16 protein-coding genes and 1 pseudogene are annotated in these 23266 nt (G+C 63.6%); 7 read left to right on the forward strand and 10 right to left on the reverse strand.

Going from position 1 to position 23266, the window contains the following annotated elements; translation table 11 throughout:
• The first annotated feature begins 4 nt into the window (after positions 1-4).
• Together ACVJGD_RS17020 and ACVJGD_RS17025 are read left to right on the forward strand one after the other, a co-directional pair.
• Positions 5-1576: an isochorismatase family protein gene (locus ACVJGD_RS17020; RefSeq protein ID WP_456635425.1), complete on the forward strand. Its 1572-nt coding sequence runs from the start codon at positions 5-7 to the stop codon at positions 1574-1576.
• Positions 1577-1586: 10 nt separating this feature from the next.
• Positions 1587-2213, forward strand: coding sequence for an FMN-dependent NADH-azoreductase (locus ACVJGD_RS17025; RefSeq protein ID WP_456635426.1), 627 nt, complete (start codon positions 1587-1589; stop codon positions 2211-2213).
• Positions 2214-3246: 1033 nt separating this feature from the next.
• Here the strand turns inward: ACVJGD_RS17025 and ACVJGD_RS17030 are convergent.
• From ACVJGD_RS17030 to ACVJGD_RS17065, 8 genes are all read right to left on the reverse strand, one after another.
• Positions 3247-3750 carry an SRPBCC family protein gene (locus ACVJGD_RS17030; RefSeq protein ID WP_456635427.1) on the reverse strand — a complete coding sequence of 168 codons (504 nt, stop codon included), beginning with the start codon at positions 3748-3750 and terminating at the stop codon, positions 3247-3249.
• An 18-nt stretch (positions 3751-3768) separates the two neighbouring features.
• The gene (locus ACVJGD_RS17035) at positions 3769-4596 is read right to left on the reverse strand and encodes an XdhC family protein (RefSeq protein WP_456635428.1); all 828 of its coding nucleotides are present in this window, start codon (positions 4594-4596) and stop codon (positions 3769-3771) included.
• Between the two features lie 12 nt (positions 4597-4608).
• Positions 4609-5817, reverse strand: a complete 1209-nt coding sequence (locus tag ACVJGD_RS17040) for a vWA domain-containing protein (protein WP_456635429.1) — start codon at positions 5815-5817, stop codon at positions 4609-4611.
• The gene (locus ACVJGD_RS17045; RefSeq protein WP_456635430.1) at positions 5814-6686 is read right to left on the reverse strand and encodes an AAA family ATPase; all 873 of its coding nucleotides are present in this window, start codon (positions 6684-6686) and stop codon (positions 5814-5816) included. The genes ACVJGD_RS17040 and ACVJGD_RS17045 overlap by 4 nt, the downstream gene beginning before the upstream one ends.
• Positions 6687-9107: an aerobic carbon-monoxide dehydrogenase large subunit gene (locus tag ACVJGD_RS17050; protein ID WP_456635431.1), complete on the reverse strand. Its 2421-nt coding sequence runs from the start codon at positions 9105-9107 to the stop codon at positions 6687-6689.
• Positions 9104-9604, reverse strand: coding sequence for a (2Fe-2S)-binding protein (locus tag ACVJGD_RS17055; RefSeq protein ID WP_456635432.1), 501 nt, complete (start codon positions 9602-9604; stop codon positions 9104-9106). The genes ACVJGD_RS17050 and ACVJGD_RS17055 overlap by 4 nt, the downstream gene beginning before the upstream one ends.
• 70 nt (positions 9605-9674) lie before the next feature.
• Positions 9675-10538: an FAD binding domain-containing protein gene (locus tag ACVJGD_RS17060; protein ID WP_456635433.1), complete on the reverse strand. Its 864-nt coding sequence runs from the start codon at positions 10536-10538 to the stop codon at positions 9675-9677.
• A 174-nt stretch (positions 10539-10712) separates the two neighbouring features.
• Positions 10713-11918: an MHYT domain-containing protein gene (locus ACVJGD_RS17065; RefSeq protein ID WP_456635434.1), complete on the reverse strand. Its 1206-nt coding sequence runs from the start codon at positions 11916-11918 to the stop codon at positions 10713-10715.
• 331 nt (positions 11919-12249) lie between these two features.
• On the opposite strand from ACVJGD_RS17065, the gene ACVJGD_RS17070 reads away from it, so the two are divergent.
• The gene (locus ACVJGD_RS17070) at positions 12250-12600 is read left to right on the forward strand and encodes a hypothetical protein (RefSeq protein ID WP_456635435.1); all 351 of its coding nucleotides are present in this window, start codon (positions 12250-12252) and stop codon (positions 12598-12600) included.
• A gap of 20 nt (positions 12601-12620) precedes the next feature.
• On the opposite strand, the gene ACVJGD_RS17075 is transcribed toward ACVJGD_RS17070, so the two are convergent.
• Positions 12621-13424: a helix-turn-helix domain-containing protein gene (locus ACVJGD_RS17075; protein WP_456635436.1), complete on the reverse strand. Its 804-nt coding sequence runs from the start codon at positions 13422-13424 to the stop codon at positions 12621-12623.
• Between the two features lie 944 nt (positions 13425-14368).
• On the opposite strand from ACVJGD_RS17075, the gene ACVJGD_RS17080 reads away from it, so the two are divergent.
• The 3 genes from ACVJGD_RS17080 to ACVJGD_RS17090 are packed head-to-tail and all read left to right on the forward strand — an operon-like array spanning position 14369 to position 19075.
• Positions 14369-15544, forward strand: coding sequence for an efflux RND transporter periplasmic adaptor subunit (locus tag ACVJGD_RS17080; protein ID WP_456635437.1), 1176 nt, complete (start codon positions 14369-14371; stop codon positions 15542-15544).
• The gene (locus ACVJGD_RS17085; RefSeq protein WP_456635438.1) at positions 15541-18678 is read left to right on the forward strand and encodes a multidrug efflux RND transporter permease subunit; all 3138 of its coding nucleotides are present in this window, start codon (positions 15541-15543) and stop codon (positions 18676-18678) included. The genes ACVJGD_RS17080 and ACVJGD_RS17085 overlap by 4 nt, the downstream gene beginning before the upstream one ends.
• A complete protein-coding gene (locus ACVJGD_RS17090; protein WP_456635439.1) occupies positions 18665-19075 on the forward strand; it encodes a thioesterase family protein in 411 nt (136 codons plus the stop codon). The genes ACVJGD_RS17085 and ACVJGD_RS17090 overlap by 14 nt, the downstream gene beginning before the upstream one ends.
• Before the next feature lie 268 nt (positions 19076-19343).
• On the opposite strand, the pseudogene ACVJGD_RS17095 reads toward ACVJGD_RS17090, so the two are convergent.
• Positions 19344-21638: pseudogene (locus tag ACVJGD_RS17095) on the reverse strand (FdhF/YdeP family oxidoreductase).
• A gap of 289 nt (positions 21639-21927) precedes the next feature.
• Between ACVJGD_RS17095 and ACVJGD_RS17100 the strand changes: the two are divergent.
• Positions 21928-23169 (forward strand): oxalate decarboxylase family bicupin, encoded by a 1242-nt coding sequence (locus ACVJGD_RS17100; RefSeq protein WP_456635440.1) that lies wholly within the window; start codon positions 21928-21930, stop codon positions 23167-23169.
• Positions 23170-23266: the final 97 nt, after the last annotated feature.

Raw genomic sequence — 23266 nt, forward strand, 5'->3', positions numbered from 1 at the left:
GCCCATGACGCACGTCACCCTGCGGCCGGAATTCGAGCACCTGATCGATCCCTATGCGCCGGTCGGCCAGGTGGGCACGGGCTTCGAGTTCACGGAGGGACCAATCTGGCATCCGACCGACCACTATCTGTTGTTCTCGGACATGCCGGCCGATGTGCGCCGGCGGTGGGATGCGCGGCGCGGCGTCGTCGAGGTCAGGCGCCCTTCGAACAAATGCAACGGCATGACCTATGACGCGGAGCTGAACCTGATTGTCTGCGAGCATGCCACCTCCTCGCTGATCCGCGAACGGCCGGATGGCCGCCGCGAAGTGCTCGCCTCGCATTTCGAGAACCAGGAGCTCAACAGCCCGAACGACGTCTGCGTCCATTCGAGCGGCGCGATCTACTTCTCCGATCCATGGTATGGCCGCATGCCGGTCTATGGCGTCGAGCGGCCGCGCCAGCTCGGCTTCCAGGGCGTCTATCGCGTGCCGCCCGGCGGCGGCGCGCCTCGCCTGCTTGTCGACCGTAATTTATTCGAGCAGCCGAACGGCCTCTGCTTCTCGCCGGATGAACGCGTGCTCTATGTCAACGACACCGTGCAGGCGCTGATCCGCGCCTTCGACGTCGAGGCCGACGGCGCGCTCGCCAATCCGCGCGTCTTTGCCAGCAACATCCGTTCCGAGTTCGAGCCCGGCGTACCCGACGGCATGAAATGCGACCAGCACGGCAATGTCTGGGTCACCGCGCCCGGCGGCGTCTGGGTCTATTCGCGCAGCGGCGAATTGCTCGGCAAGGTGCGCATGCCCGAGCTCGTCGCCAATCTCGCCTGGGGCGGCGCAGACTTCCGCACGCTCTATCTGACCGCGACCCATTCGGTCTACGCGATCCCGACCAAGGTCGGTCCGCGCCACGAGCCCTATATGAGCGGCCGGCGCGGCGGCGCGGCTGCGGCCTCTTCGGCGCCGGCGCCCAACCTGACCGATGGCGACATGCAGCTTGATCCGCAGCGCTGTGCGATGATCATCCAGGATCTGCAGAACGACGTGATCATGGACGGCGGCGCGTTCGCGGAGTCTGGCGCGCCGGCGCACGCGCGGCAGCAGCGCGTCGTCGACAATGTCCGGCGGCTTGCCGAAGTCGCGCGCTCGCGTGGCGTCGTCGTCATCCACGTCTGGTTCATCGTCGAGCCGGGCGCGCCGGGTGTGATGCTGAATGCGCCGTTGTTCGAAGGGCTCGTCGACAGCAAGGCGATGGTGCGCGGCAGTTGGGGTGCGGCACCGGTGTCCGGGCTCGAGCCGCGCGTCGGCGATTTCGTCGTCGAGAAGATGCGGATGAGCGCCTGGGAAGGCACGCGGTTAGAGACCATCCTCAAAGCCACCGGCCGCGACATGATCATCAATACCGGCGCCTGGACCAACATGTCGGTCGAGCACACCGCCCGCACCGGCGCCGACAAGGGCTATTTCATGATCGTGCCGGAGGATTGCTGCTCGACCATGAACGCGGACTGGCACAATGCCTCGATCAACTTCGCACTGCAGAACGTCGCGGTGGTGACCAACGCCGACACCGTCATCAAGGCCTTGGAGTAAAAGCGCGGAGGTGCCCAAGCTCCTTCATCTCGCCTGCTCGCCGCGCGCCGATTCGGAATCGGCCACAGGCGCCCGCGTCTTCCTCGACCATTTCCGCAAGGCCCGGCCGGACTGGGATATCGACCTGATGGACCTCTGGCGCGATCATCTGCCGGAATTTTCCGGCGCTATCGTGGAAGCCAAATACGCGCGTCTAAAGGGACAGGCCTTCACCGACGCGCAGCGTGACGGCTTCGCTCCTGCTGAACGCATCGCGCTGCGCCTTGCGCTTGCCGATCGTGTGCTGATCTCAACGCCGATGTGGAATTTCAGCATTCCCTACAGACTGAAGCAGTGGCTCGACGTGATCATCCAGCCCGGACTGACGTTCCGCTTCAATCCATCGCAAGGCTATCTGCCGCTGCTCAAGGACCGGCCGACGCTCGTCATCCTCGCCAGCGGCAGCGACTTCGTCACCGGCATGAATCGCGGACGCATCGACATGGCGACGCCGTACTTGCGCGAGGCGCTCCGCTTCATCGGCATCAGCAGCGTCCGCTTCGTGCCGATCGGCCCGACCACCGGGCCGCTTGAGCCGATCCGGATCGCCCGCGAGAATGCCCATCGTCGCCTCGCCGAGATGGCGACGAACTTTTGATCAGGATGACAAGCGACGTTCAGGGCCCCTCCCACCGTCATTCCGGGGCGCGCGAAGCGCGAGCCCGGAATCCATCGGGCCGCATGCGCAGGTGGAGAAATGGATTCCGGGCTCATCGCTTCGCGATGCCCCGGAATGACAGGAGTGGGCTCGGCGCGAGGTGCGACAAACCAACCCGACGGGCAAATCACCGAAAGTCTGTCCAGACTATCGACGAAAAATATTCTGCTTTCGCCGTCGGGCAAATCAGTGATTTAACTCTGCGCGTCTCACCCGGATGAGGGGCGGCTCGCGATCGTCACGAACGTTGCGGTGAGATGCGGTGGACGCGATGCGTGCGACTGACGAGCGCAGGTAACGCGGACGGCGAAGTCGTGTGGTTCTGGCGCCCCGACGCTGGCGCTAAGTTTTTTGCGCGAACTTTTTCGCGCAAGAGATGACGGTGGCAAGAAAGCCCGGTCACCGGGAAGAGCACGAAGTAAGCTGTAACACCATCGCGCAGGGAAAGCCGGAGCTGCTTCGGTTGACCTGTGGTCCTACCCCCGTGCTTTTTGTTGCACGGGGCCCACGGGTGCAACCGGCACCCGGCTTTCCCTGCGCCCTCTGTATTCGAGGAGGGTGGAAAGTGACGCAAAGCTCGGGCGCAACGCGCCGCGAGAGTGCGGACTCACATCCCCTCCGCTGTTTGACAATTGAATCAGAACTCACCTCCCGTCGCCCCGGGCTTGCGCGCCGCGGCGAAGCCTCTTGGCGTAGCCGGGACCCGGGACCCATAACCACAGGCCTTTGTAATGTGCTCCGCTGCAACCGCTTGCCCGTGCCACAACACCTCCCTGTGGTTATGGGTCCCCGCCTTCGCGGGGACGACACCGAATATGCCGTAGAAAGGAACGTGCGCCGCTCCATCCCCTCACCCTGAGGAGCCGCGAAGCGGCGTCTCGAAGGGCGAGGCCACCGGCGGGGCCTTATCCTTCGAGACGCGGCGAAGACGCCGCTCCTCAGGATGAGGGAAGACAGCGGTGTCGAATGCAATTCACGACATCAGGCTTGCGATCCAGCCCTTCTTCTCGCCTGCTTCCGCCGCTACATCCGGCGTCCCGCCCGCCGCGGCCGCAAAGCGCGTGAAGAATTCACCGGCGAGCTTCTTCGCCGTGGAATCGATCAGCCGCGAGCCGAGTTGCGCGAGCTTGCCGCCGATCTGCGCATCGACCTCATAATGCAGCACCGTGACATCGGCGCTTTCCGCCTCAAGCCGCACCGTCGCGCCGCCCTTGGCGAAGCCGGCGACACCGCCGGAGCCTTCGCCCGAAATGCGATAGCTGTTCGGCGGATCGAGATCGGACAACGTCACCTTGCCGCCGAAGGATGCCTTCACCGGTCCGACCTTGATGACGACGGTCGCAATCATCTCGGTCGGCGAAGTCATCTCCAGAGACTCGCAGCCGGGAATGCACTGCTTGAGCACAACAGGATGGTTCAGCATCGCCCACACCTTTTCCTTCGATGCGGGAATGCGCTGGCTGTCGTTCATCTGCATGTTCAGTTCCTTGTGACTTCAGGCGGAAACCGGCGCGCGCTGGCCGCGTCGCCGCTCGATCGTGATCTCGGCCAGGATCGACATCGCGATTTCCTCCGGCGTGATGGCGCCGAGGTCGAGGCCGGCCGGCGCCTTGACGCGGTCGACCAGCGACGAGTCCACGCCCTCGCCGATCAGCTTCGCGCGCAGCGAAGCCATCTTGCGACGGCTGCCGACGAAAGCGTGATAGCAGGCATCGATCGCGACCGCCGCGCGCAACGCGGCTTCGTCGCCCTTGCCTTGCGTCGACACCACAATGAAGCGCTTCGCATCGTTCAGTTTGCCCAGCTGGAAGCCATCGATCCGCTCGTCGGCGTCAGGCTCGGCGGGAACATCGGCCGCTGGCGCGGCGAGCGTGACGTGATAGCCGAGCGTGCGCGCCTGCGCGGCAAGCGACAGCGCCACCGGGCTCGCGCCGAGAATAATGAGCGAGGGATGCGGCAGCACCGGCTCGACGAAGATGTCCATGGTACCCTTGCTCGGGCACATGTTGCTGGCGAAGCGGATGCCGCCGCGGCTCTCACCGGGTTTGACACCGAGCTCGGCGAGCAGATCCTGCGGCTGCACCGACACCATCCGCGGCACGCCATCGGCGAGCGCCTCGCGCGCCGCCTTCAGCACCGCGCTGCGCGCACAACCACCGCCGATCCAGCCAGCAACGATGGTGCCGTCAGGCGCGATGATCGCCTTCGCGCCGGCCTTCGCCGCCGTGACCGAGACCGTGCGCACCACGGTCGCGAGCACAAAGGCCCGCTCGGCCGACTTCATCTGCGCGACCAGGTCCATGACTTCGACATGAGCAGTCATCGGAAGCCTCCTTCAAAGCTTCGCCAGATAGGGCTCGAGCGCGCGCAGGCTCTGCAGCGTGTTGGCGGGCGCATAGAGATCGACATGCGGCAGTGCCGCCTTGATGCCGAGCGCCTCCGGCGCATAGCCCTCCCAGGCCATCATCGGATTGAGCCAGACGATGCGGCGGCAGCGCCGTGCGAGCTGTGCCATCTCGCGGCCGAGCAGCGCCGCATCGCCGGTCTCGTAGCCGTCGGACACGATCATCACGCAACTGCGCGAATGGATGACGCGCGCGGCATGCCAGCGGTTGAAGGTCTGCAGGCTCTCGCCGATCCTTGTGCCGCCGCCCGCGCCCTGCGCCATGATCGAGAGACGATCGAGTGCGCGGCCGGCGTCCTTCTCCTTCATGGCGTCGGAGACATAGGCGAGACGGGTATGAAACAGGAACGCCTCGGCCTCGCGGAATTCGTCGAGCACGCCGTGGATAAAGCGTAGGAACACGCCGGTGTACATGCTCATCGAGCCGGACGCATCCAGCAGCACGATCAGCCGCAGCGGCTTGTCCTTGCGCTGCCGCTTCACCAGGCTGATCGGCACGCCGCCATGATTGATATTGCGGTGGATGGTGCGGCGCAGATCGAGCCGATAGCCGCGCCGCCGCGCAAGATCCCGCCGCGTCAGCCGCGTGCGCATGACCTTCGCGAGTTGCGCCGCAGCTTCGTGAGCCTGCGCAACCTGCTCGGGATCGGCGAGCTTGCGGAAATCGACCTCGGCGAGATTCTCCGCGCGCGAAGCGCCTTCCATCTGTCCCTCGCCGCTCTGCCCCTCGGGCACGTCATCGGAGGACGGGATTTGATCGGTGGCAGATTGGCTTCCGCCCGGCTCGGCCTGGCCATCCTGCAGCGCCTTCAGCGACGGGCTGTTCGCCGCCTGTCCCGACGCCATCGTCCGCGACCGCGAACGCACGCGTTTTCCGAGCCAGAACGCATCAAACAGCCCGTCGAACTTCTCCCAGTCCGACTTCCGCGCCGAGAACAGATGCTTGAACGCCGACCGCAACAATCCGGGCCGCGCCGCATAGCCTTCGGCCATCAGCGCAGCGGCATCACGGCTTTCGGCAAGCCCGATGCGAAAGCCATTGTCGCGCAACGTCCGGAGAAAGGCTGCAAGCCGGCCCGAGACCAGGCGCGAGACCTCATCGATCTCTTCGAAGCCCGGATTGGTGCCGCAGCAGCTCATGCGACCTTCCCCAGCAGCCGCTGCGTCACCTCAGGCTTGAAGCGGGCGCGATCCTCATGAGTCTTGAGCAGGCAGATCAACGTCTCATGCACCGTCTCCGGCGCATCTTTGAGATCGCGGATATCGAGACCTACCAGCGCCGCCGCCCAGTCCAGCGTCTCGGCGACGCCGGGGACCTTGCGCAGGTCCTCCTTGCGGATCGCCTCGACCATCCGCGCGATCTGCAGCGACAGCGACGGGCTCGCATTCGTAATCCGCGCCAGGATGATGCGCGTCTCGCGATCGACATCGGGATAGTCGACGTAGTGGTAGAGGCAGCGTCGCCGCAGCGCATCGGACAGCTCGCGCGTGCCGTTGGACGTCAGCACGACATGCGGGATCGTGACGGCAGAGACGGTGCCGAGCTCGGGAATCGAGACCTGGAAGTCCGACAGCAGTTCGAGCAGGAACGCCTCGAACTCGTCATCGGCGCGATCGATCTCGTCGATCAGCAGCACGGGGGCCTGCTCGCGGCGGATCGCGGCGAGCAGCGGCCGTTCGAGAAGATACTTTTCGGAGAAGATCCGGTCCTCGACCGCGTCGGCATCCTCGCCATGATGGGCCTGGATCGCCAGGAGCTGCCGCTGGTAGTTCCATTCGTAGAGCGCGGCGGACTGGTCGAGCCCTTCATAGCATTGCAGGCGGATCAGTCCGGTGGAATAGGCCTGCGCCAGCGCTTTCGCGACCTCGGTCTTGCCGACGCCCGCCTCGCCCTCCAGCAGCAGCGGGCGCCGCAGCAATTGCATCAGCGAGATCGCGGTCGCAAGCTCCGCATCGGCGATGTAACCCGATCTAGCCAGCGCTTGCGCGATCTCCTCACGTCCCTTCATCTAGGCGACCGCTCCGAGAGTCTTCGCCGCCTTCCAGTTGCGCCAGAAGTCGTGCGGCATCTGGATGTGGGTCGAGCCGAGGAACGAGAAGGCGTCGTTGACGGCGTTGGAGAACGCCGGCACGCCGCCGACATTCGGGCTCTCGCCGACACCCTTGGCGCCGATCGGATGATGCGGCGACGGCGTTACCGTGAAGTCGGTCTCCCAGTGCGGCGTCTCAACCATGGTCGGCATGAAGAAATCCATGAACGAGCCGGTCACGACGTTGCCGGTGTCGTCGTAGCGGATCTCCTGGCCCATCGCGATCGCGAAGGCCTCGGTGAGCCCGCCATGCACCTGGCCCTCGATGATCATCGGGTTGATCCGAGTGCCGCAATCGTCGAGCGCATAGAAGCGCCGGACCTTGTACACGCCTGTATCGACGTCGATGTCCATCACGCAGAGATAGGCGCCGAACGGATAGGTCATGTTGGGCGGATCGTAATAGCTCACCGCCTCCAGCCCCGGCTCCATGCCCGGCGGCACGGAGTTGTAGGCCGCCCAGCAGATGTCCTTCATCGACATGAACTTCTCCGGCAGGCCCTTGACGCGGAAGCCGTCGATGTCCCACTCGAGATCGTCCTCGTGGACTTCGAGCTTGTAGGCCGCGATCATCTGCGCCTTCGCCTTGATCTTGCGCGCCGCCATCGCGATCGCGGCGCCTGCGACCGGCGTCGAGCGCGAGCCGTAAGTGCCGAGCCCGTAGGGCGCAGTATCGGTGTTGCCCTCCTCGACCATGATGTTGTCGGCGGGAATGCCGATTTCGGTCGCGATGATCTGAGCCCAGGTGGTCTCGTGGCCCTGGCCCTGGCTCTTGGTGCCCATGCGCGCGATGCCCGCACCGGTCGGATGCATGCGGATCTCGCAGGAGTCGAACATCGCGATGCCGAGGATGTCGCAATTCTTCGACGGGCCGGCGCCGACGATCTCGGTGAAGAAGGACACGCCGAGCCCCATGATCTCGCGCGTCTCGCCGCGCTTGAAGGCCGCGCGCCTCGAAGCCTGCTCCTTGCGGAGCGCGGCGTAGTCAGTCACCTCCATCATCTTGCGCATAGCGGTGTGGTAATCGCCGGAGTCGTACTCCCAGCCAAGCGCCGAGTGATACGGGAACTGCTCCGGCTTGATGAAATTCTTCAGCCGCAGCTCTGCCGGGTCCATGCCGAGCTTCTGCGCCAGGATGTCCATGGCACGCTCGATGCAATAGGCCGCCTCGGTGACGCGGAAGGAGCAGCGATAGGCAACCCCGCCCGGCGCCTTGTTGGTGTAGACGCCGTCAACGGCCAGATGCGCAGTCGGGAAGTCATAGGAGCCGGTGACGATGTTGAAGAAGCCCGCCGGCCATTTCGACGGGTCGGCGCAGGCATCGAAGGCGCCGTGATCGGCGAGCACATGGACGCGAAGGCCGGTGACCTTGCCCTCCTTGGTCGCGGCGATCTCGGTCGTCATATGGTAGTCGCGCGCAAACGAAGTTGCAGTCAGGTTCTCGATCCGGTCCTCGACCCATTTCACCGGTTTGCCGGTGACGATGGAGGCGACCGCCGCGCAGATATAGCCGGGATAGGCGCCGACCTTGTTGCCGAAGCCGCCGCCGATGTCGGGGGAGATCACGTGGATCTTCTGCTCCGGCAGTTTCGCTATCAGCGACACAACCGTGCGGATCACGTGCGGCGCCTGGAAGGTGCCCCAGATCGTCAGCTCGCCCTTGACCTTGTCGAAGGAGCAGACGCACTGGCAGGTCTCGAGCGGCGACGGATGGGTGCGGTGATAGGAGATCATCTCCTTGATCGTGACCTCCGCCTTACGGAAAGCCGCATCGGTCAGGTCCTTGTCGCCGACCGTCCACTCGAAGATATGGTTGTGGTGCTTGCGCGGGCCGTGCGCGCCGGTGGTCTTTCCGGCGAGATCCTCGCGCAACACCGGCGCATTATGGTCCATCGCCTTGAACGGATCGACCAGCGGGGCGAGCTGCTCGTATTCGACCTCGACCTTGTTGATGCCGTCATCGGCGGCGTAGCGGTCGGTCGCGACCACAAATGCCACCTCCTGATTCTGGAACAGCACCTTGCCGTCGGCCAGCACCATCTGCACGTCGCCGGCGAGCGTCGGCATCCAGGCGAGGTTGACGGTCTTCAGCGTCTCGGCGGTGATCACCGCGAGCACGCCCGGCACCTTCAGCGCCTCTTCGGTCTTGATCGCCTTGACGCGCGCATGCGCATGCGGCGAGCGGACGAAATCACCATGCAGCATGCCCGGCAGCTTGACGTCGTCGACATAGTTGCCCTTGCCTTGCGTGAAGCGGATGTCCTCGACGCGCTTGCGCTTGCAGCCCATGCCTTCGAGGGCGGCGGTGCGTTGTTCCCGCGTGGGAGTCATGTCGTTCATTCCGCGGCCTCCTTGAATTCGACATTGTTGAGCTTGGCGGCGGCGTACTGGATCGCCCGAACGATGTTCTGGTACCCGGTGCAGCGGCAGAGATTGCCCGACATGCCGATCCGGATTTCCTGCTCGGTCGGCGACGAGTTCTCTTGCAGCAGCCGGTGCGCGCGCATGATCATGCCTGGCGTGCAGAAGCCGCATTGCAGTCCGTGCATCATGCGGAAACCTTCCTGCAGCGCCGACAGCGAGCCGTCGGGATTGGCCATGCCTTCGACGGTGGTGATCTCGGAGCCGTCGGCCTGCACCGCGAACATCGTACAGCTCTTCACCGACATGCCGTCGAGGTCGACGGTGCAGGCGCCGCAATGGGTGGTCTCGCAGCCGACATGGGTGCCGGTGAGTTGCAGGTTCTCGCGGATGAAATGCACGAGGAGCGTGCGCGGCTCGACCAGCCCTTCGACCTCCGCGCCGTTGACCTTCATGGTCACGTGTGTCTTTGCCATCTGTTCCCTCCCTCTAAAGCTTGAGCATGATCTTTTCGGAAAACCGGCTTCCACTTTTCCGGATCATGCTCTATGCCGCCCGGCCCGCGGCGCGCTGCAGCGCCCGCATCACCATGATGCCGCCGACCTGCCTGCGGTATTCGACTGGACCTCGGGCGTCCGCCGCCGGCGACATGATCGCTTCCGCTGCGGCCGCGGCTTGCTTCAAGGTGGCTGCATCGAGACTGGTGCCGATGACAGCATTGGCAGCGTCCGTCGCCAGCAGCGGTGTCTCGTGCAGATTGGTCAGCCCGATCGCGCAGGTCGCGACCTTGCCGCCCGCCATGGTCAGCACGACGGCCGCGGCGGCGGTGGCGTAATCGCCCACCTTGCGCTTCAGCTTCTCATAAGCGTAGCCGTGACCGGCCGGCGGAGCCGGAATGAAGATCGACGTCAGGATTTCGCCAGGCTCAAGTGCGGTAAAATAGGCGCCCTGATAAAATTCGCTCGCCGCGACCTCGCGCTCACCGCCGGGTCCGGTCAGACGGAAATTCGCGCCGAGCACCATCATCAGCGCCGGCATGTCGTTGCCGGGATCGCCATTGGCGACATTGCCGCCGATGGTGCCGAGATAGCGGACCTGGGGATCGGCGATCAGGGCGGCTGCCTCCTGCAGGACCGGCAAGGATTGCCGGATTTCCCCGGAGGCAAGCAGCTCGTGCTGGGTGGTCATCGCGCCGATCACGATCGTTTCGCCGTAGCGACGGATGCCCTTGAGATCGGCGACGCCGTGAAGGTCGACCAGATGAGCGGGCGCGGCGAGCCGCAGCTTCATCATCGGCACCAGGCTGTGCCCGCCGGCCAGGGGCCGGGCGTCGTCGCCCAGATCGGCCAGCAATTTGACGGCGTCGGCCAGGCTTGCCGGCCGGTGATAGCTGAAGGGTCCCGGGATCATCGCTTCCTCCAATCGTCCTTTGGCGCCGGTCGGGCGCGCGGACGTTGGCGGGACGGTCTCTCCGGTTTTTCCCGATCGCAATCGTTCGGGCACGGAATGGGGTTTTTCGCACGAAATGCGGATGGCGGGACACGAATTGCGTCAACCGCTGCGACCTACGGCCGGCGGCTGGGCCTAGGCATGGCGACGGGTAAGACCAAGTCGCGCCTTCACCTCGGCAATCTTGGCGCGGCTGACAGGGACGCGATGCGGCGACGAACCGTCAAGCTCGATGATGGCGCCGTCGCCCTCCCTGCGGACAAAAGCGACATGGGGGATCGCGACGATATGGCTGCGGTGCACCCGCATGAACAGGGCGGGATCGAGTTGCGCTTCAGCCTCCGAGATCGACCACGGGCACATCCGCTCCCGGGTGCCGTCATGGATCCGGGTATAATGAGCATCAGCCCTGACGCTGCGCACATCCGCGATATCTATAAAGTGTGTGCCATCGGCGCCCTCCACCGGCAGTCGCGGCGCAGGTGCCGGACGGGGCGGCCGGCCGACACCGCCAAGCGGGGCCACGCTCATTCGCGGTGCAGCAACGCTGGCCGCGACCTTGTCGGGCCCGAGCGTGTCGGCAGGCAACGCGACCTCACCGGCCATCGCAGGAACCAGATTCTGCCGTCGTGGATCCGGGACCAGCGACAGCAGGAAGCCAGCCGTGATCACGAAGCAGAGCACGGCAACGATGATCGAGAGAATCTGTTGCGATGCAGCAAGGCTGCCGCCAAGATGCTGATGCGCGCCTGCCGCGAGCGGCACGAAATGCATCCCGGCCATCGCCGTGTAATGCATGCCGGAAACCGCGACACCGAAGACGATCGAACTGACGACCAGGCGAAAGCCCTCCTGCTGTGCCAGGAAGGCACGCAGGCCGCCATAGGCTGTCACCATCGCGACGATCACCGACAACAGGACGAACACGCCGTCATGTTCGATCGTGAAGCGACCGGACAGGCCGTGGATGCCGACATAATGCATGCTGGCAATACCGGCGCCGAGCAAAACGGCGGACGAGACCACCCGTTTGAGCGAAGGTTCGCCAATGCTGACGAAGAACAGGGAGATGCCGACCACCAGCGCGCAGATCAGGAACGAGATGATCGTGGGCAGGACCAGATAGACGGTGTCGGGCGGCAGCGGCGCGGCCAGCATGCCGACGAAATGCATGGTCCAGATGCCGACAGCCAGAAACGCGGCGGCGCCCGCGAGCAGGATGCGGTTGCTGCCGCCCGGCGTGCCGCGAATCCGCGCCGCCAGGCTGAAGCCCGTATATCCACCCAGGATCGCGATCGCCACCGACAGCGCGACGAGATAGGGATCGTGTCCTTCGAACATGATCGTCTCGGCCGCCCGTCTCCACGGGCTGGCCCCTCCCTAGCCTTCCTACATAACCGGACAGCTAGAGACAGTCTACCGCTGCAGCGGCACCTTGTTCCCCTCGCAAATGCAATGTTAATTGCAAGGCGATACCGTCATCAGCTCAAGGGCGAATGGCGGCCTATCTCCAACTCGATCGCAGGAGAGGCAACGCTGGTAAATGAAAGTCTCGTCCACGATCTCGAAGAGCTTGTGGTTGCGCGTGCACGTTCAATTGCGAAAGACATCGTCGCGCGCGTTGTCATTTTGTAACCACGTAACATTTGGCCGCATACAAGGAGATGAACCCATGGACAAGGTCGCGCCATTCGGGGCCGCCATCCTCATCCTGCTTCTGACGATTCCGCCAAGCCACGCCGGTCCCTGCGAGGACTCGATCGCACGCGTTCAAGCCCAGGCCGATGCCGCCATCGAGAAGCGCGCCGGCGCCGGGGGTTGGCAGAAGGAGAGTCTCGACGCGACGCGGAACTATCAGCCGACGCCGCGATCGATCGCGGCCACCGAGGGCAAATATGGGCGGCGTCTGCAACGCGTTCTCAACGCGCTCGACCTCGCCCGCGCCGCCGACCGCGCAGGGGATGTGGCGCAATGCAACGCCCAACTGAACAGGGCCACGCGCGCGCTCGCGGCGGCGCGCTAAGCGGTCAGATGCGGCCAGCGTTACTGGGCAGCTTCGCCGGCAGCATAGTGCGCGTTTCGCCACTGGGCCGGCGTGCTTCCCGCGATCCGCTTGAACACCGTGGTGAAATGGGCCTGGGTCTGGAATCCGACACTGAAAGCGACCTCGACGATGGTCATCGTCGTGTGTCGAAGCAGTTCGTCGGCGCGGCGGATGCGCTGCCGCAGCAGATATTCGTGCGGCCGAAGGCCGGTCGCCATCCGGAACTGGGAGGCGAAATGCATCCGGCTCAATCCCGTGACGGCCGCCAGATCAGACAGCGTGATCTTCTTCGATAGATGGCTGTCGACATATTCGGCGACGCGCTTGAGGCGCCATTTCTGCAATCCCCCGATCGGTCGCTCGGCCGGAGCCGCGGGAGCAAATCTTCTATCGTCGATGAACGACCCGTTCCCGTCCTGCAAGCCGAGCAACCTGATAGCGACGGCGAGCCGCAGCGCATCGGCGCGAATTCCGGCATGACGATCATGGGCCTCTCCGGCATCCCCGAGCGCATCCGACAGGCATTTGATGACGGGATCCTTGAGCCGTTCGATCGCAGCCTTGTGCTGGAAGACGTCGAGGCTGTTGGCGGCGTTCAGCAGCGCATCGCGTTCAGCGCCATTCCCCTCGGCATAACCCTGCGCTGCGATCGCGAGCATGACGTGCAGGCGTTCAAAGGCGAGTGCCAAAGGGTCGGTTACGGCTGTCTTGCCGCGATATGGTCTTTCACGGACAGTCGCGTGAAATGGCAGATTATCGTTGACGTGAACGGTGTCATCTCGTCGAAGCTGAATCTGCGGCATGGTACCATCTCTCCGTCGCCATGGTGACCGTAAGCCGGAAGGCCTCTTCAAGTTGGCAATCGAGAGATCACTCTTCTTTGAGCGCCTCGGAGCGGCAGCATTCCGACTTGTGCCTTGGAGAATATCGAGCACTACCGCACGCTCCATTCTACGGGCGTTTTCGCGCACGTATATTGTGGGCTAGGGACATCATACCTTGGTATCTGCTGCGTGCGTTCGGCGGGTGTGGCGTGCGTTCTTGAAATACCGTCGCGGAAGCCGGGAAGTAACTTTTCGGAGAGCTTAACCTCCGGAGAGCCGTCCTATGACAGGTCTGCTTCGGTCGAAGCGAAACCAGCTTTCGCGTACGTCCGGACGACTATCCCCGATCGCCGTACTCGCCGCTTGCATATCGCTGTGGCTCGCCGTCGAATCGATCTCGTTCGAACCCGCAAGCGCGCAGGCAGCGACGCCTGGCGTGCAGCCATTTTCGAATCTCACCTCGCCGTTCGGCTCGGCAACGGGCTCCGTCGTCCGGCCGGCGGGCATTCCGCTGGCATCGACCGAACTTGCGATACCCGGCACAAGTCCGGTCCTGCCGCAATCCGGCGTCAACATGAGCTTTGGAAACGAGAACTGTTTCATCGCCAGCAAACCGGGAGCGGTTTTCGATGGCGGCGGCCTGTCGGGGAATTCATCGACCGGCTGCGGCGCGCGCGGCACCACAAGCATCGTGCGTCCCGCGACTTCGACATCGTCATCCGTGGGACTGAGCGGAATTCCCCTGGGCTCAACTGAACTGGGCGGCGCAGGCCTCAGTCCGGCACTGTCGCTCCCATTACCTACGTCATCGCCAATAGACTCTTCGCCTCCAGCCGAAGCAATGCCTTGCCCGATGGATGGCGCGACAACAACGACAACGGCGCCAAGCGGCTGCTGAGACAGACACATTTGCGAGGCATGCCGTGAAGCGAAAGATCGCGATCGCATTGGTCGTTCTGCTCGTGGTGCTTGCGGGCAGCGGATTCTGGTATTTCAGGCGCTCGCTGCCGTCTGAGCAAGCCGCCGCAGTGCCGATGCCGGCGCCGATCCCGGTGGTTGCGGCGACCGTCACCAGCGGCGACGTTCCGATCTATCTGACCGGCGTCGGCACGGTGATCGCCTACAATACCGACGTTGTGCGCAGCCAGATCCAGGGACAGATCACCCAAATCACCTTCGTCGAAGGACAAACCGTCAAGGCGGGAGATCTGCTGGCGCAGATCGATCCGCGGCCCTATCAGGCGGAGATCGAGCAGCTCACCGCGAACCTCGCCCGCGACAATGCGCAGCTCGAGAACGCGCAGGCCAATCTGGCGCGCTACACCCAGCTCGGCAACAAGGGCTATGCCACCCCGCAACTGGTCCAGACCCAACAGGCGCAGGTGGCGCAACTGCAAAGCGCGGTGAAGGCGGATCAGGCCCAGATCGACGAGGCCAAGATCCAGCTCAGCTACACGCGCTTGACGTCGCCGATTCCCGGCGTGACCGGCGTGCGCCAGATCGACGTCGGCAACATCATTCACCCGACCGATCCGAACGGACTGGTGGTCGTCACCCAGATCGAACCGATTTCACTGATCTTCACCCTGCCCGAAACCTATCTGCCGAAGATCCAGCAGGAGATGGCCAAGGGGCCGCTAAAGGTGATCGCCTACAGCCAGGACAACAAGATCAAGCTGGATGAAGGCAAGCTGCTCCTCGTCGACAACGAGATCGTGCAGACGACAGGGAGCATCCAGCTCAAGGCCGAGTTTCCGAATACCGCGCATCGGCTCTGGCCCGGCCAGCTCGTCAACGTCAACCTGCTGCTCGAAACCCGAACGGATGGGCTGACGATCGCCGCCTCCGCGGTCCAGCAGGGCCAGACCGGCTCCTATGTCTACGTGGTGGCGCCGGATGGCACCGCGCAGTTGCGCTCCGTGAAGGTCGGGCAGATCAGTCAGGGGCAGGCGCTGATCGACGACGGGCTCAAGGCCAACGAGACCGTCGTGGTCGATGGACAATACAGGCTGCAGCAGGGCAGCCGCGTCAGGGAATTGCATGGCAAGGCCGCGACGGAAGCCGACCTGCAAAGCTCGGTGCAGAAGGCCATTCCATGAACCTCTCGGCACCGTTCATCGCCCGGCCGATTGCGACCGTCCTCCTGATGGCCGGGTTATTGCTGTGCGGGCTTGCCGCCTATCCGCTGTTGCCGGTCGGCGCACTGCCAAATGTCAACTACCCCACGATCCAGATCTCGGCGCAATTGCCCGGCGCCGATCCGCAGACGATCGCATCTTCCGTCGCAACGCCGCTCGAGCAGCAATTGAGCCAGATCCCCGGCGTCACGCAACTGACGTCGTCGAGCGCGCTCGGTGTCGCCCAGGTCGTCGTGCAGTTCGAGCTCTCGCGCACCGTCGACAGCGCCGCCGTCGACGTGCTCTCGGCGATCAATGCCGCCAGCCCCTATCTGCCCCAGAACATCCCCTACCCACCGACGATCCGAAAGGTGAACCCGGCCGAGACGCCGATCATGCTGATCGCGCTGACCTCGGAATCGCTGCCGATGACCACGGTCGATGCCTATGCCGAGAACATCCTGCTGCCGAAGATCTCACAGATTCCCGGCGTGGGCCTCGTCGGCATCGGCGGTCAGCAGAAACCCGCCATCCGCATCCAGGTCAATCCGCAGGCGCTTGCGGCACGGGGAATAAGCCTGGAGGACGTTCGCACCGTCATCGCCGGCGCCAATGTCGATCTGCCGAAGGGCACGCTCAACAGCCCGCGCGTGACCTACACGCTCAATACCAACGATCAACTGCTCAACCCCCAAGCCTATGACGAACTGATTATCGCCTACCGCAACGGCTCTCCAGTGCGGATCCGCGATATCGGCAAGGCGATCGAGGCTCCGGAAAACGACCTGCTGGCCGGGTGGTATGACAAGCAGCCGGCGATCATCCTCGCGGTCCAGCGCGTGCCCGGTGCCAACGTCATCGAGACCGTGGACCGAATCAAGAAGCTATTGCCCACGCTTCAGGCTTCCATTCCGCCCGCGATCAAGGTGACGATCGCGGCCGATCGCACCACCACCATCCGCGCCGCCGTCGCCGACGTCCAGTTCACTCTGATGCTGACGGTCGCATTGGTGGTGATGGTGATCTTCCTGTTCCTGCGGAATCTCTGGGCGACCGTGATTCCGGCGGTGACCGTGCCGCTATCGCTGATCGGCACCTTCGCGGCGCTCTACGTGCTGGGCTACAGCCTCGACAACCTGTCGCTGATGGCGCTGTCGATTGCGGTGGGCTTCGTCGTCGACGACGCCGTCGTCGTCATCGAGAACATCGTGCGTCATCTCGAGAAAGGCCTCACCCCGATGCAGGCTGCGCTCAAGGGCTCAGCCGAGATCGGATTCACGATCGTGTCGATCACGCTGTCGCTGATCGCCGTATTCATCCCGCTGTTCCTGATGGGCGGCTATGTCGGCAAGCTGTTCCAGGAATTCGCGATCACGATCACCGCCTCATTGCTGCTGTCGCTCGTGATCTCGCTGACGCTGACGCCGATGATGTGCTCGCGCCTCTTGAAGGACGACAGCCACAAGAAGCATGGCAGGATCTATCTTGCTTTCGAATGGGGCTTCGATTCCCTGCTCGCGCTTTATGCCCGCGGCCTGAAAGTCGTCCTGCGCCATCGCTTCATCACCTTGATGGTGATGCTGGGCACGATCGCGCTCACCGGATATCTCTACGTCATCATTCCGAAAGGCTTCTTCCCGCAGGAAGACACCGGCCAGATCGTCGGCATCACCGAGGCCTCGCAGGATATCTCGTTCCCGGCGATGTCCGAGCGGCAGCAGGCGCTGGTCGACACGCTGCTGAAGGATCCCGCGATCGATTCGGTCGCGAGCTACATCGGGCCGGGCGGGCCGACCGCGACGCTCAATCAGGGCCGCATCTTCATCATGCTCAAGCCCAAGCCGCAGCGCAAGGCGAGCGCGGACGAGATCATCAACCGCCTGAGGCCGCAGCTCGCTCATATCCAGGGTATCACCCTCTACATGCAGGCCGCGCAGGACATCACCATCGGCGCGCGCCTGTCGAAGACCCAGTATCAGTACACGTTGACCGATGCTGATTCCGACGAGCTGACGCATTGGTCGGCGATCTTCCTCGAACGGATCAGGGCCCTTCCCTTCGTCACCGACGTCGCCAGCGATCAGGCCAACGCCGGACCGATGCTGGACGTGACCGTCAATCGCGAGGTGGCGTCGAGCTTCGGCATCCTGCCCTCCACCATCGACAACACGCTCGACGATGCGTTCGGCCAGCGCATCGTCTCGACCATGTTCACTGCACTGAACCAGTATCACGTCGTGATGGAGGTCTATCCGAGCTTCCAGTACGGGCCCGAGGCGCTGAAGGACATCTACGTGAATTCCGCGAGCGGCCAGCAGGTGCCGCTCAGCCAGCTTGTGAAGAGCGAGATCAAGCCGGCGCCGATCCTCATCAACCATCAGAGCATGTTTCCGTCGGTCACCATTTCCTTCAACCTGAAGCCCGGCGCGTCGCTGGGCGAGGCGGTGACCGGCATTCAGAGTATCGAAAAGGAAACCGGCAAGCCGGCGTCGCTCGCAACGTCGTTCCAGGGCAACGCTCAGGCCTTCCAGTCGTCGCTGTCGGGCACCCCGCTCCTGATCGGCGTGGCGCTGATCGTCATCTACATCATCCTCGGCGTGCTCTATGAGAGCTTCATCCATCCGATCACGATCCTGTCGACGCTGCCTTCGGCGGGCATCGGCGCGCTATTGTTGCTGATGGCCGTGCGCATGGATCTCACCGTCATCGCCATCATCGGCATCATCCTGTTGATCGGCATCGTCAAGAAGAACGGCATCATGCTGGTCGACTTCGCGCTGGAGGTCGAGCGCAACGAGGGCTTGAGCCCGGAAGAGGCGATCTATCGGGCCTGCACCATGCGGTTCCGGCCGATCCTGATGACGACCATGGCGGCGCTGCTCGGTGGCGTGCCGCTGATGGTCGGAACCGGCACCGGGTCGGAGCTGCGCCAGCCGCTCGGCTACACCATCGTCGGCGGCCTGATGCTGTCGCAGGTCCTGACCCTGTACACGACCCCGGTGGTCTACCTCTATCTCGACAGGCTGGGCGAATGGCTCGGCAATATCGGCAAGCGGCCCGCCAAGAAAGTGGTTGCGGCGGTCGCAGAACAAGGAAGCGGATATGGATGCACGTGAGCTGTTGAAACTCGACATGACCGCAGAGACGACGATCATCGTGACGCCGGAATTGACGGTCGCACATTTCGTGCCAGGCATGCCGCGGGTCTATGCGACCCCGATGATGATCCTGCACATGGAAATCGCCGCAGGCGCCGCCATCTCAGCCGCGCTGCCGAAAGGATTTGTCAGCGTCGGCATGGAGATGAACGTCCGCCATCTCGCGGCAACCCCGATCGGCCAGACCGTGCGCGCGACTGCTCGCGTCATCGAGCTCGATTCCAAGCACGTCCTGTTCGCGGTCGAGGCCTGGAACGAGGAGCGCAAGATCGGCGAGGGCACGCACCGCCGTGGCATCGTCAACGTCGCAGAATTCGAGAAGCGGTTCGGCGTGAATGAGAATGCGGCCGCCTGACCGCGATTTCTGCCTCACCTCGCTTGCGGCAGCGCGGCTGTGAGCGAGGCGGGCCTCATGGTTCGAGACGCGCCGCAAGCGGCGCTCCTCACCATGAGGGTCTAAGATTTCGCCGCGAAATCAGACCTCATCCTGAGGAGCCCGCCAACGGCGGGCGTCTCGAAGGATGGGCCGCAAAGGGACCGCTTACCAAGTTCTATTTGATATGCGATAGCCGTGCCGCTTGCGGGAAGAGAAAGTGATCTTCACTCGCTCCGAGTATCCCGCCCTAGCCCTGTTCCATCTCCGATCGCACAATCCGGACCGGAATTCCCTTCGACGACGGGGTGAAGCTCATGGGATCGTGCGCATAGAGCGGCACCAGCGGATTGGTCTCGGGATAGTAGGCGGCGCAGCAGCCGTTCGGGAAGGAGTAGCTGACGACCCGAAAATTGTGCACGCTGCGCTCCATCCCATCGGTCGACAGCGTAACGAGATCGACCCGGTCGCCGTCCGCAAGGCCGCGCTTCTTCATTTCCAGCTCGTTCAGGAACACCACGTCGCGCTGGCCGTATACCCCGCGATAGCGGTCCGACATCGAATAGAGCGTCGTATTGTACTGGTCATGGCTGCGGATGGTGCTCAGCCACAGCATCTCCGGATCGCTCTCGCAGCTATCCTCGCCCAATCCTTCGAACAGCAGGAAATTGGCTTTTCCCGACGGCGTCATCCAGATGCGCTCACGCGCCGTCGAGGTGAGATGGAAACCACCGGGCACGCGGATGCGGGCGTTGTAGCCCTGGAAGATCGGGAACACGTCCTCAATCGCATCGCGAATGCGGTCGTAGTCGGCGACGAAGGCCTCCCAATCCACCACGCTGCGGTCACCGAGGGTGGCGCGCGCGATTCCAGCGATGATCGCCGGCTCACTCAGCAGATGCTCGGAGGCCGGCTTGTTGCGGCCGCCCGAGGCGTGAACCATCGACATGGAATCCTCGACCGTGACCGATTGCGGTCCGGTCGCCTGAATATCGACCTCGGTGCGCCCGAGGCACGGCAGGATCAGCGCATCGCGCCCGTGGATCAGATGGCTCCGGTTGAGTTTGGTCGAAACATGGACCGTAAGGTCGAGATTGCGTAACGCGGCCTGCGTCTGCTGCCAGTCCGGGATCGCCGCGGCGAAGTTCCCGCCCATGGCGACGAACACCTTCACCTCGCCGCGCAACATCGCTTCCAGCGCCGTCACCACGTTATGCCCGTGCGCCGTCGGCGGCTTGAAGCCGAACCGATGCTCCAGCCGGTCGAGGAATTCCTTTGTCGGCACTTCGGTGATGCCGACGGTACGATCGCCCTGCACATTCGAGTGGCCGCGCACCGGACAGAGGCCTGCACCCTCGCGTCCGATGTGGCCACGCAGGAGCGCGAGGTTGGCAAGCTGCTGCACATTGCACGCGCCGCGCTTGTGCTGGGTGATGCCCATGCCATAGACGATGATCGCGCGCTCTGCTTTCATATAGACGTGCGCGGCATGCTTGAGATCTTCGCGCAACAGACCAGACTGCCGCTCGATATCAGGCCATTGCACAGCTTTCAGATCCGCAATGAGCGCCTCGATGCCGACGGTATGGCCGCGGATGAAATCCCAATCGAGGATCTCGGGCTGGTCGCTCGCGCGCGCGGCTTCGTCGGCCTCCACCATCACCTTCATGATGCCCTTGAGCGCGGCGATGTCGCCGCCCACGCGCACCTGATAGAGCGGCGAGCTGATCCTGGTTGCCGACAACGTCGCCATCTCGATGGGATTCTGCGGGTACTAGAAGCGCTCCAGCGCCCGCTCGCGGAACGGATTGAAGGAGATGATCGCGGCACCCCGGCGTGATGCCTTCCACAGATTTGTCATCATGCGCGGGCTGTTGGTGCCGGGATTCTGGCCGAAGATGAAGATGCAGTCCGCCTTGTCGAAATCGTCGAGCAGCACGGTGCCCTTCCCCACCCCGAGCGACTGCGGCAGGCCGACGCTGGTCGCCTCGTGGCACATGTTCGAACAATCAGGAAAATTGTTGGTGCCGTATTCGCGCGCGAAGAGCTGATAAAGAAAAGCGGCTTCGTTCGACGTGCGTCCCGAGGTGTAGAACTCCGCCATATCAGGGTCGGGCAGCGCGTTGAGGTGACGGCCGATGATCGCGAAAGCGTCGTCCCAGCCTACCGGACGGTAATGATCGGATGCCCTGTCATAGATCATCGGATGGGTGAGCCGACCAACCATTTCGAGATCGTAGTCCCTCCAGCCGGACAGCTCGGTGACGGAGTGCTCGGCGAAGAACTCCGGCGTGCAGCGTTTGGCGGTGGCTTCCCACGCGACTGCCTTGGCGCCGTTCTCGCAGAATTCGAACGACGACGTATGCTTCGGATCCGGCCAGGCGCAGCCGGGACAGTCGAATCCTTCGGGCTGGTTCATCCGGCTCAGCGTCGTCGCACCCTTTATCGGAACACGCTGCTCGATCAGATGCTCGCTCAACGCCTTGAGCGCTCCCCATCCGCCGGCCGGCTGATGATAGGGTCGGATGGATTTGCGAACGGTCATTGGCAAAGACCTTTGAGAATTGGCAGGACCGGTTGAGTTAAGGGGAGCCGTCCAATGGACGTCTTTCCAAAACGAGCCTGGTTTTGCGCAATCGCATCGCTCGCCGCGTCAGGAGCTTTCGCGTCGCGCTCACGCAACTGCGCGTCATCTGTCATCGCGGCAGTGCGTTCCGGAAAAAGCGTGTCATTGCGGAAAGTAAAACGAGCCGCGCCTGCCTAGCTCTCAGATGAACGGGCCGCTGATGAGCGGATCTGTGCCGGTTCGATCATCTCTTTGGAGTATCAAGCTCATGTTCTCGCGACGAGATCTTCTGGCAGCGTCGGCTGTCGGAGCCGCAATGACCGCATCCGCGCATGCTGCAAGTTTCGGTAACCCGGACGAGCCGCCGCAGGGCGCCATCAATGCCAAGTCGCCTGGAAGTTTGACCGATCCCGGTCCGCAGAATCCAGCTATTGCAAAGCAGTTTCCATCCGCATTCACTCCGCCTCCAACCGATGTAGGTGGTCTCCCCACGACATGGGCGTCCTTCAACAATGCACCGAGACGCATCCAGAACGGCGGCTGGGCGCGACAGGTCACGGTCGACGATTTCGCGATCTCAAAGGAAATCTCCGGCGTCAACATGCGCCTTTCCGCCGGCGGCATCCGCGAGCTGCATTGGCATCAGGCCGCCGAATGGGCGATCATGACCTATGGCACCTGCCGCGTCACCGTTCTCGACACGCAGGGGCGGCCTTATGTCGGCGACGTGAAGGCGGGCGACCTGTGGTATTTTCCGGCCGGCACGCCGCACTCGCTGCAGGGCCTCGGACCCGACGGCTGCGAATTCGTGATCTGCTTCGATGACGGCCACGCCGATGAATTCAATACGCTGCTGCTGTCGGACTGGATGGCCCATACCCCGCCAGAGTTGCTCGCCAAGAACTTCGGCGTTCCTGCGGACAGCTTCGCGAAGATTCCGCTGCACAACCTCTGGATATTCCAGGGCACCGTGCCCGGCGACCTGGCTGCCGACCGCGCCGCGATGAGCAAGAATGCGGAGATGCCGCCGCATCCGTTCATCTTCTCGCTCGAAGGCTCGCGCCCGCTCAAGCAATCCGATGCCGGCACGATTCACGTTGCCGACAGCACCAACTTCAATGTCTCAACGACCGTTGCGTCGGCGCTGGTCACCCTCAAGCCGGGCGCGGTCCGCGAGATGCACTGGCATCCGAACGCCGACGAGTGGCAATACTACATCAAGGGCAAGGGCCGGATGACGGTGTTCAACACCGGCCCCAACGCGCTGACGATGGACTTCAACGCGGGCGACATCGGCTACGTCAAGAAGAACTACGGACACTATGTCGAGAATGTCGGCGATACCGACCTGCAATTCGTCGGCGTGTTCCGCGCGCCCCGCTACGAGGAAGTCTCGCTGACGAACTGGCTCACGCATACGCCGCCCAAGCTGGTAGCGCAGCATCTCAACGTCGACGAAGCGACGATTGCGAAGTGGCCCGACAACAGCCCGGGTATCATGAAGGCATGAACCTGGGTATCATGCCGCGCTGCATCCACGACCGATGCTCAGCTCCCTCTCCCGCTTGCGGGGGAGGGCGGGGTGGGGGTCTCTCCGCGATTCACGC

Source organism: Bradyrhizobium sp. USDA 10063 (assembly GCF_054063735.1).

Excerpts from the sequence above, each read along its gene's own strand:
- ACVJGD_RS17020 (WP_456635425.1), top strand. The coding sequence starts at position 5 with ATGACGCACGTCACCCTGCGGCCGGAATTCGAGCACCTGATCGATCCC.
- ACVJGD_RS17030 (WP_456635427.1), bottom strand. The coding sequence starts at position 3,750 with ATGCAGATGAACGACAGCCAGCGCATTCCCGCATCGAAGGAAAAGGTG.
- ACVJGD_RS17035 (WP_456635428.1), bottom strand. The coding sequence starts at position 4,596 with ATGACTGCTCATGTCGAAGTCATGGACCTGGTCGCGCAGATGAAGTCG.
- ACVJGD_RS17040 (WP_456635429.1), bottom strand. The coding sequence starts at position 5,817 with ATGAGCTGCTGCGGCACCAATCCGGGCTTCGAAGAGATCGATGAGGTC.
- ACVJGD_RS17045 (WP_456635430.1), bottom strand. The coding sequence starts at position 6,686 with ATGAAGGGACGTGAGGAGATCGCGCAAGCGCTGGCTAGATCGGGTTAC.
- ACVJGD_RS17050 (WP_456635431.1), bottom strand. The coding sequence starts at position 9,107 with ATGAACGACATGACTCCCACGCGGGAACAACGCACCGCCGCCCTCGAA.
- ACVJGD_RS17055 (WP_456635432.1), bottom strand. The coding sequence starts at position 9,604 with ATGGCAAAGACACACGTGACCATGAAGGTCAACGGCGCGGAGGTCGAA.
- ACVJGD_RS17060 (WP_456635433.1), bottom strand. The coding sequence starts at position 10,538 with ATGATCCCGGGACCCTTCAGCTATCACCGGCCGGCAAGCCTGGCCGAC.
- ACVJGD_RS17065 (WP_456635434.1), bottom strand. The coding sequence starts at position 11,918 with ATGTTCGAAGGACACGATCCCTATCTCGTCGCGCTGTCGGTGGCGATC.
- ACVJGD_RS17070 (WP_456635435.1), top strand. The coding sequence starts at position 12,250 with ATGGACAAGGTCGCGCCATTCGGGGCCGCCATCCTCATCCTGCTTCTG.
- ACVJGD_RS17075 (WP_456635436.1), bottom strand. The coding sequence starts at position 13,424 with ATGCCGCAGATTCAGCTTCGACGAGATGACACCGTTCACGTCAACGAT.
- ACVJGD_RS17085 (WP_456635438.1), top strand. The coding sequence starts at position 15,541 with ATGAACCTCTCGGCACCGTTCATCGCCCGGCCGATTGCGACCGTCCTC.
- ACVJGD_RS17090 (WP_456635439.1), top strand. The coding sequence starts at position 18,665 with ATGGATGCACGTGAGCTGTTGAAACTCGACATGACCGCAGAGACGACG.
- ACVJGD_RS17100 (WP_456635440.1), top strand. The coding sequence starts at position 21,928 with ATGTTCTCGCGACGAGATCTTCTGGCAGCGTCGGCTGTCGGAGCCGCA.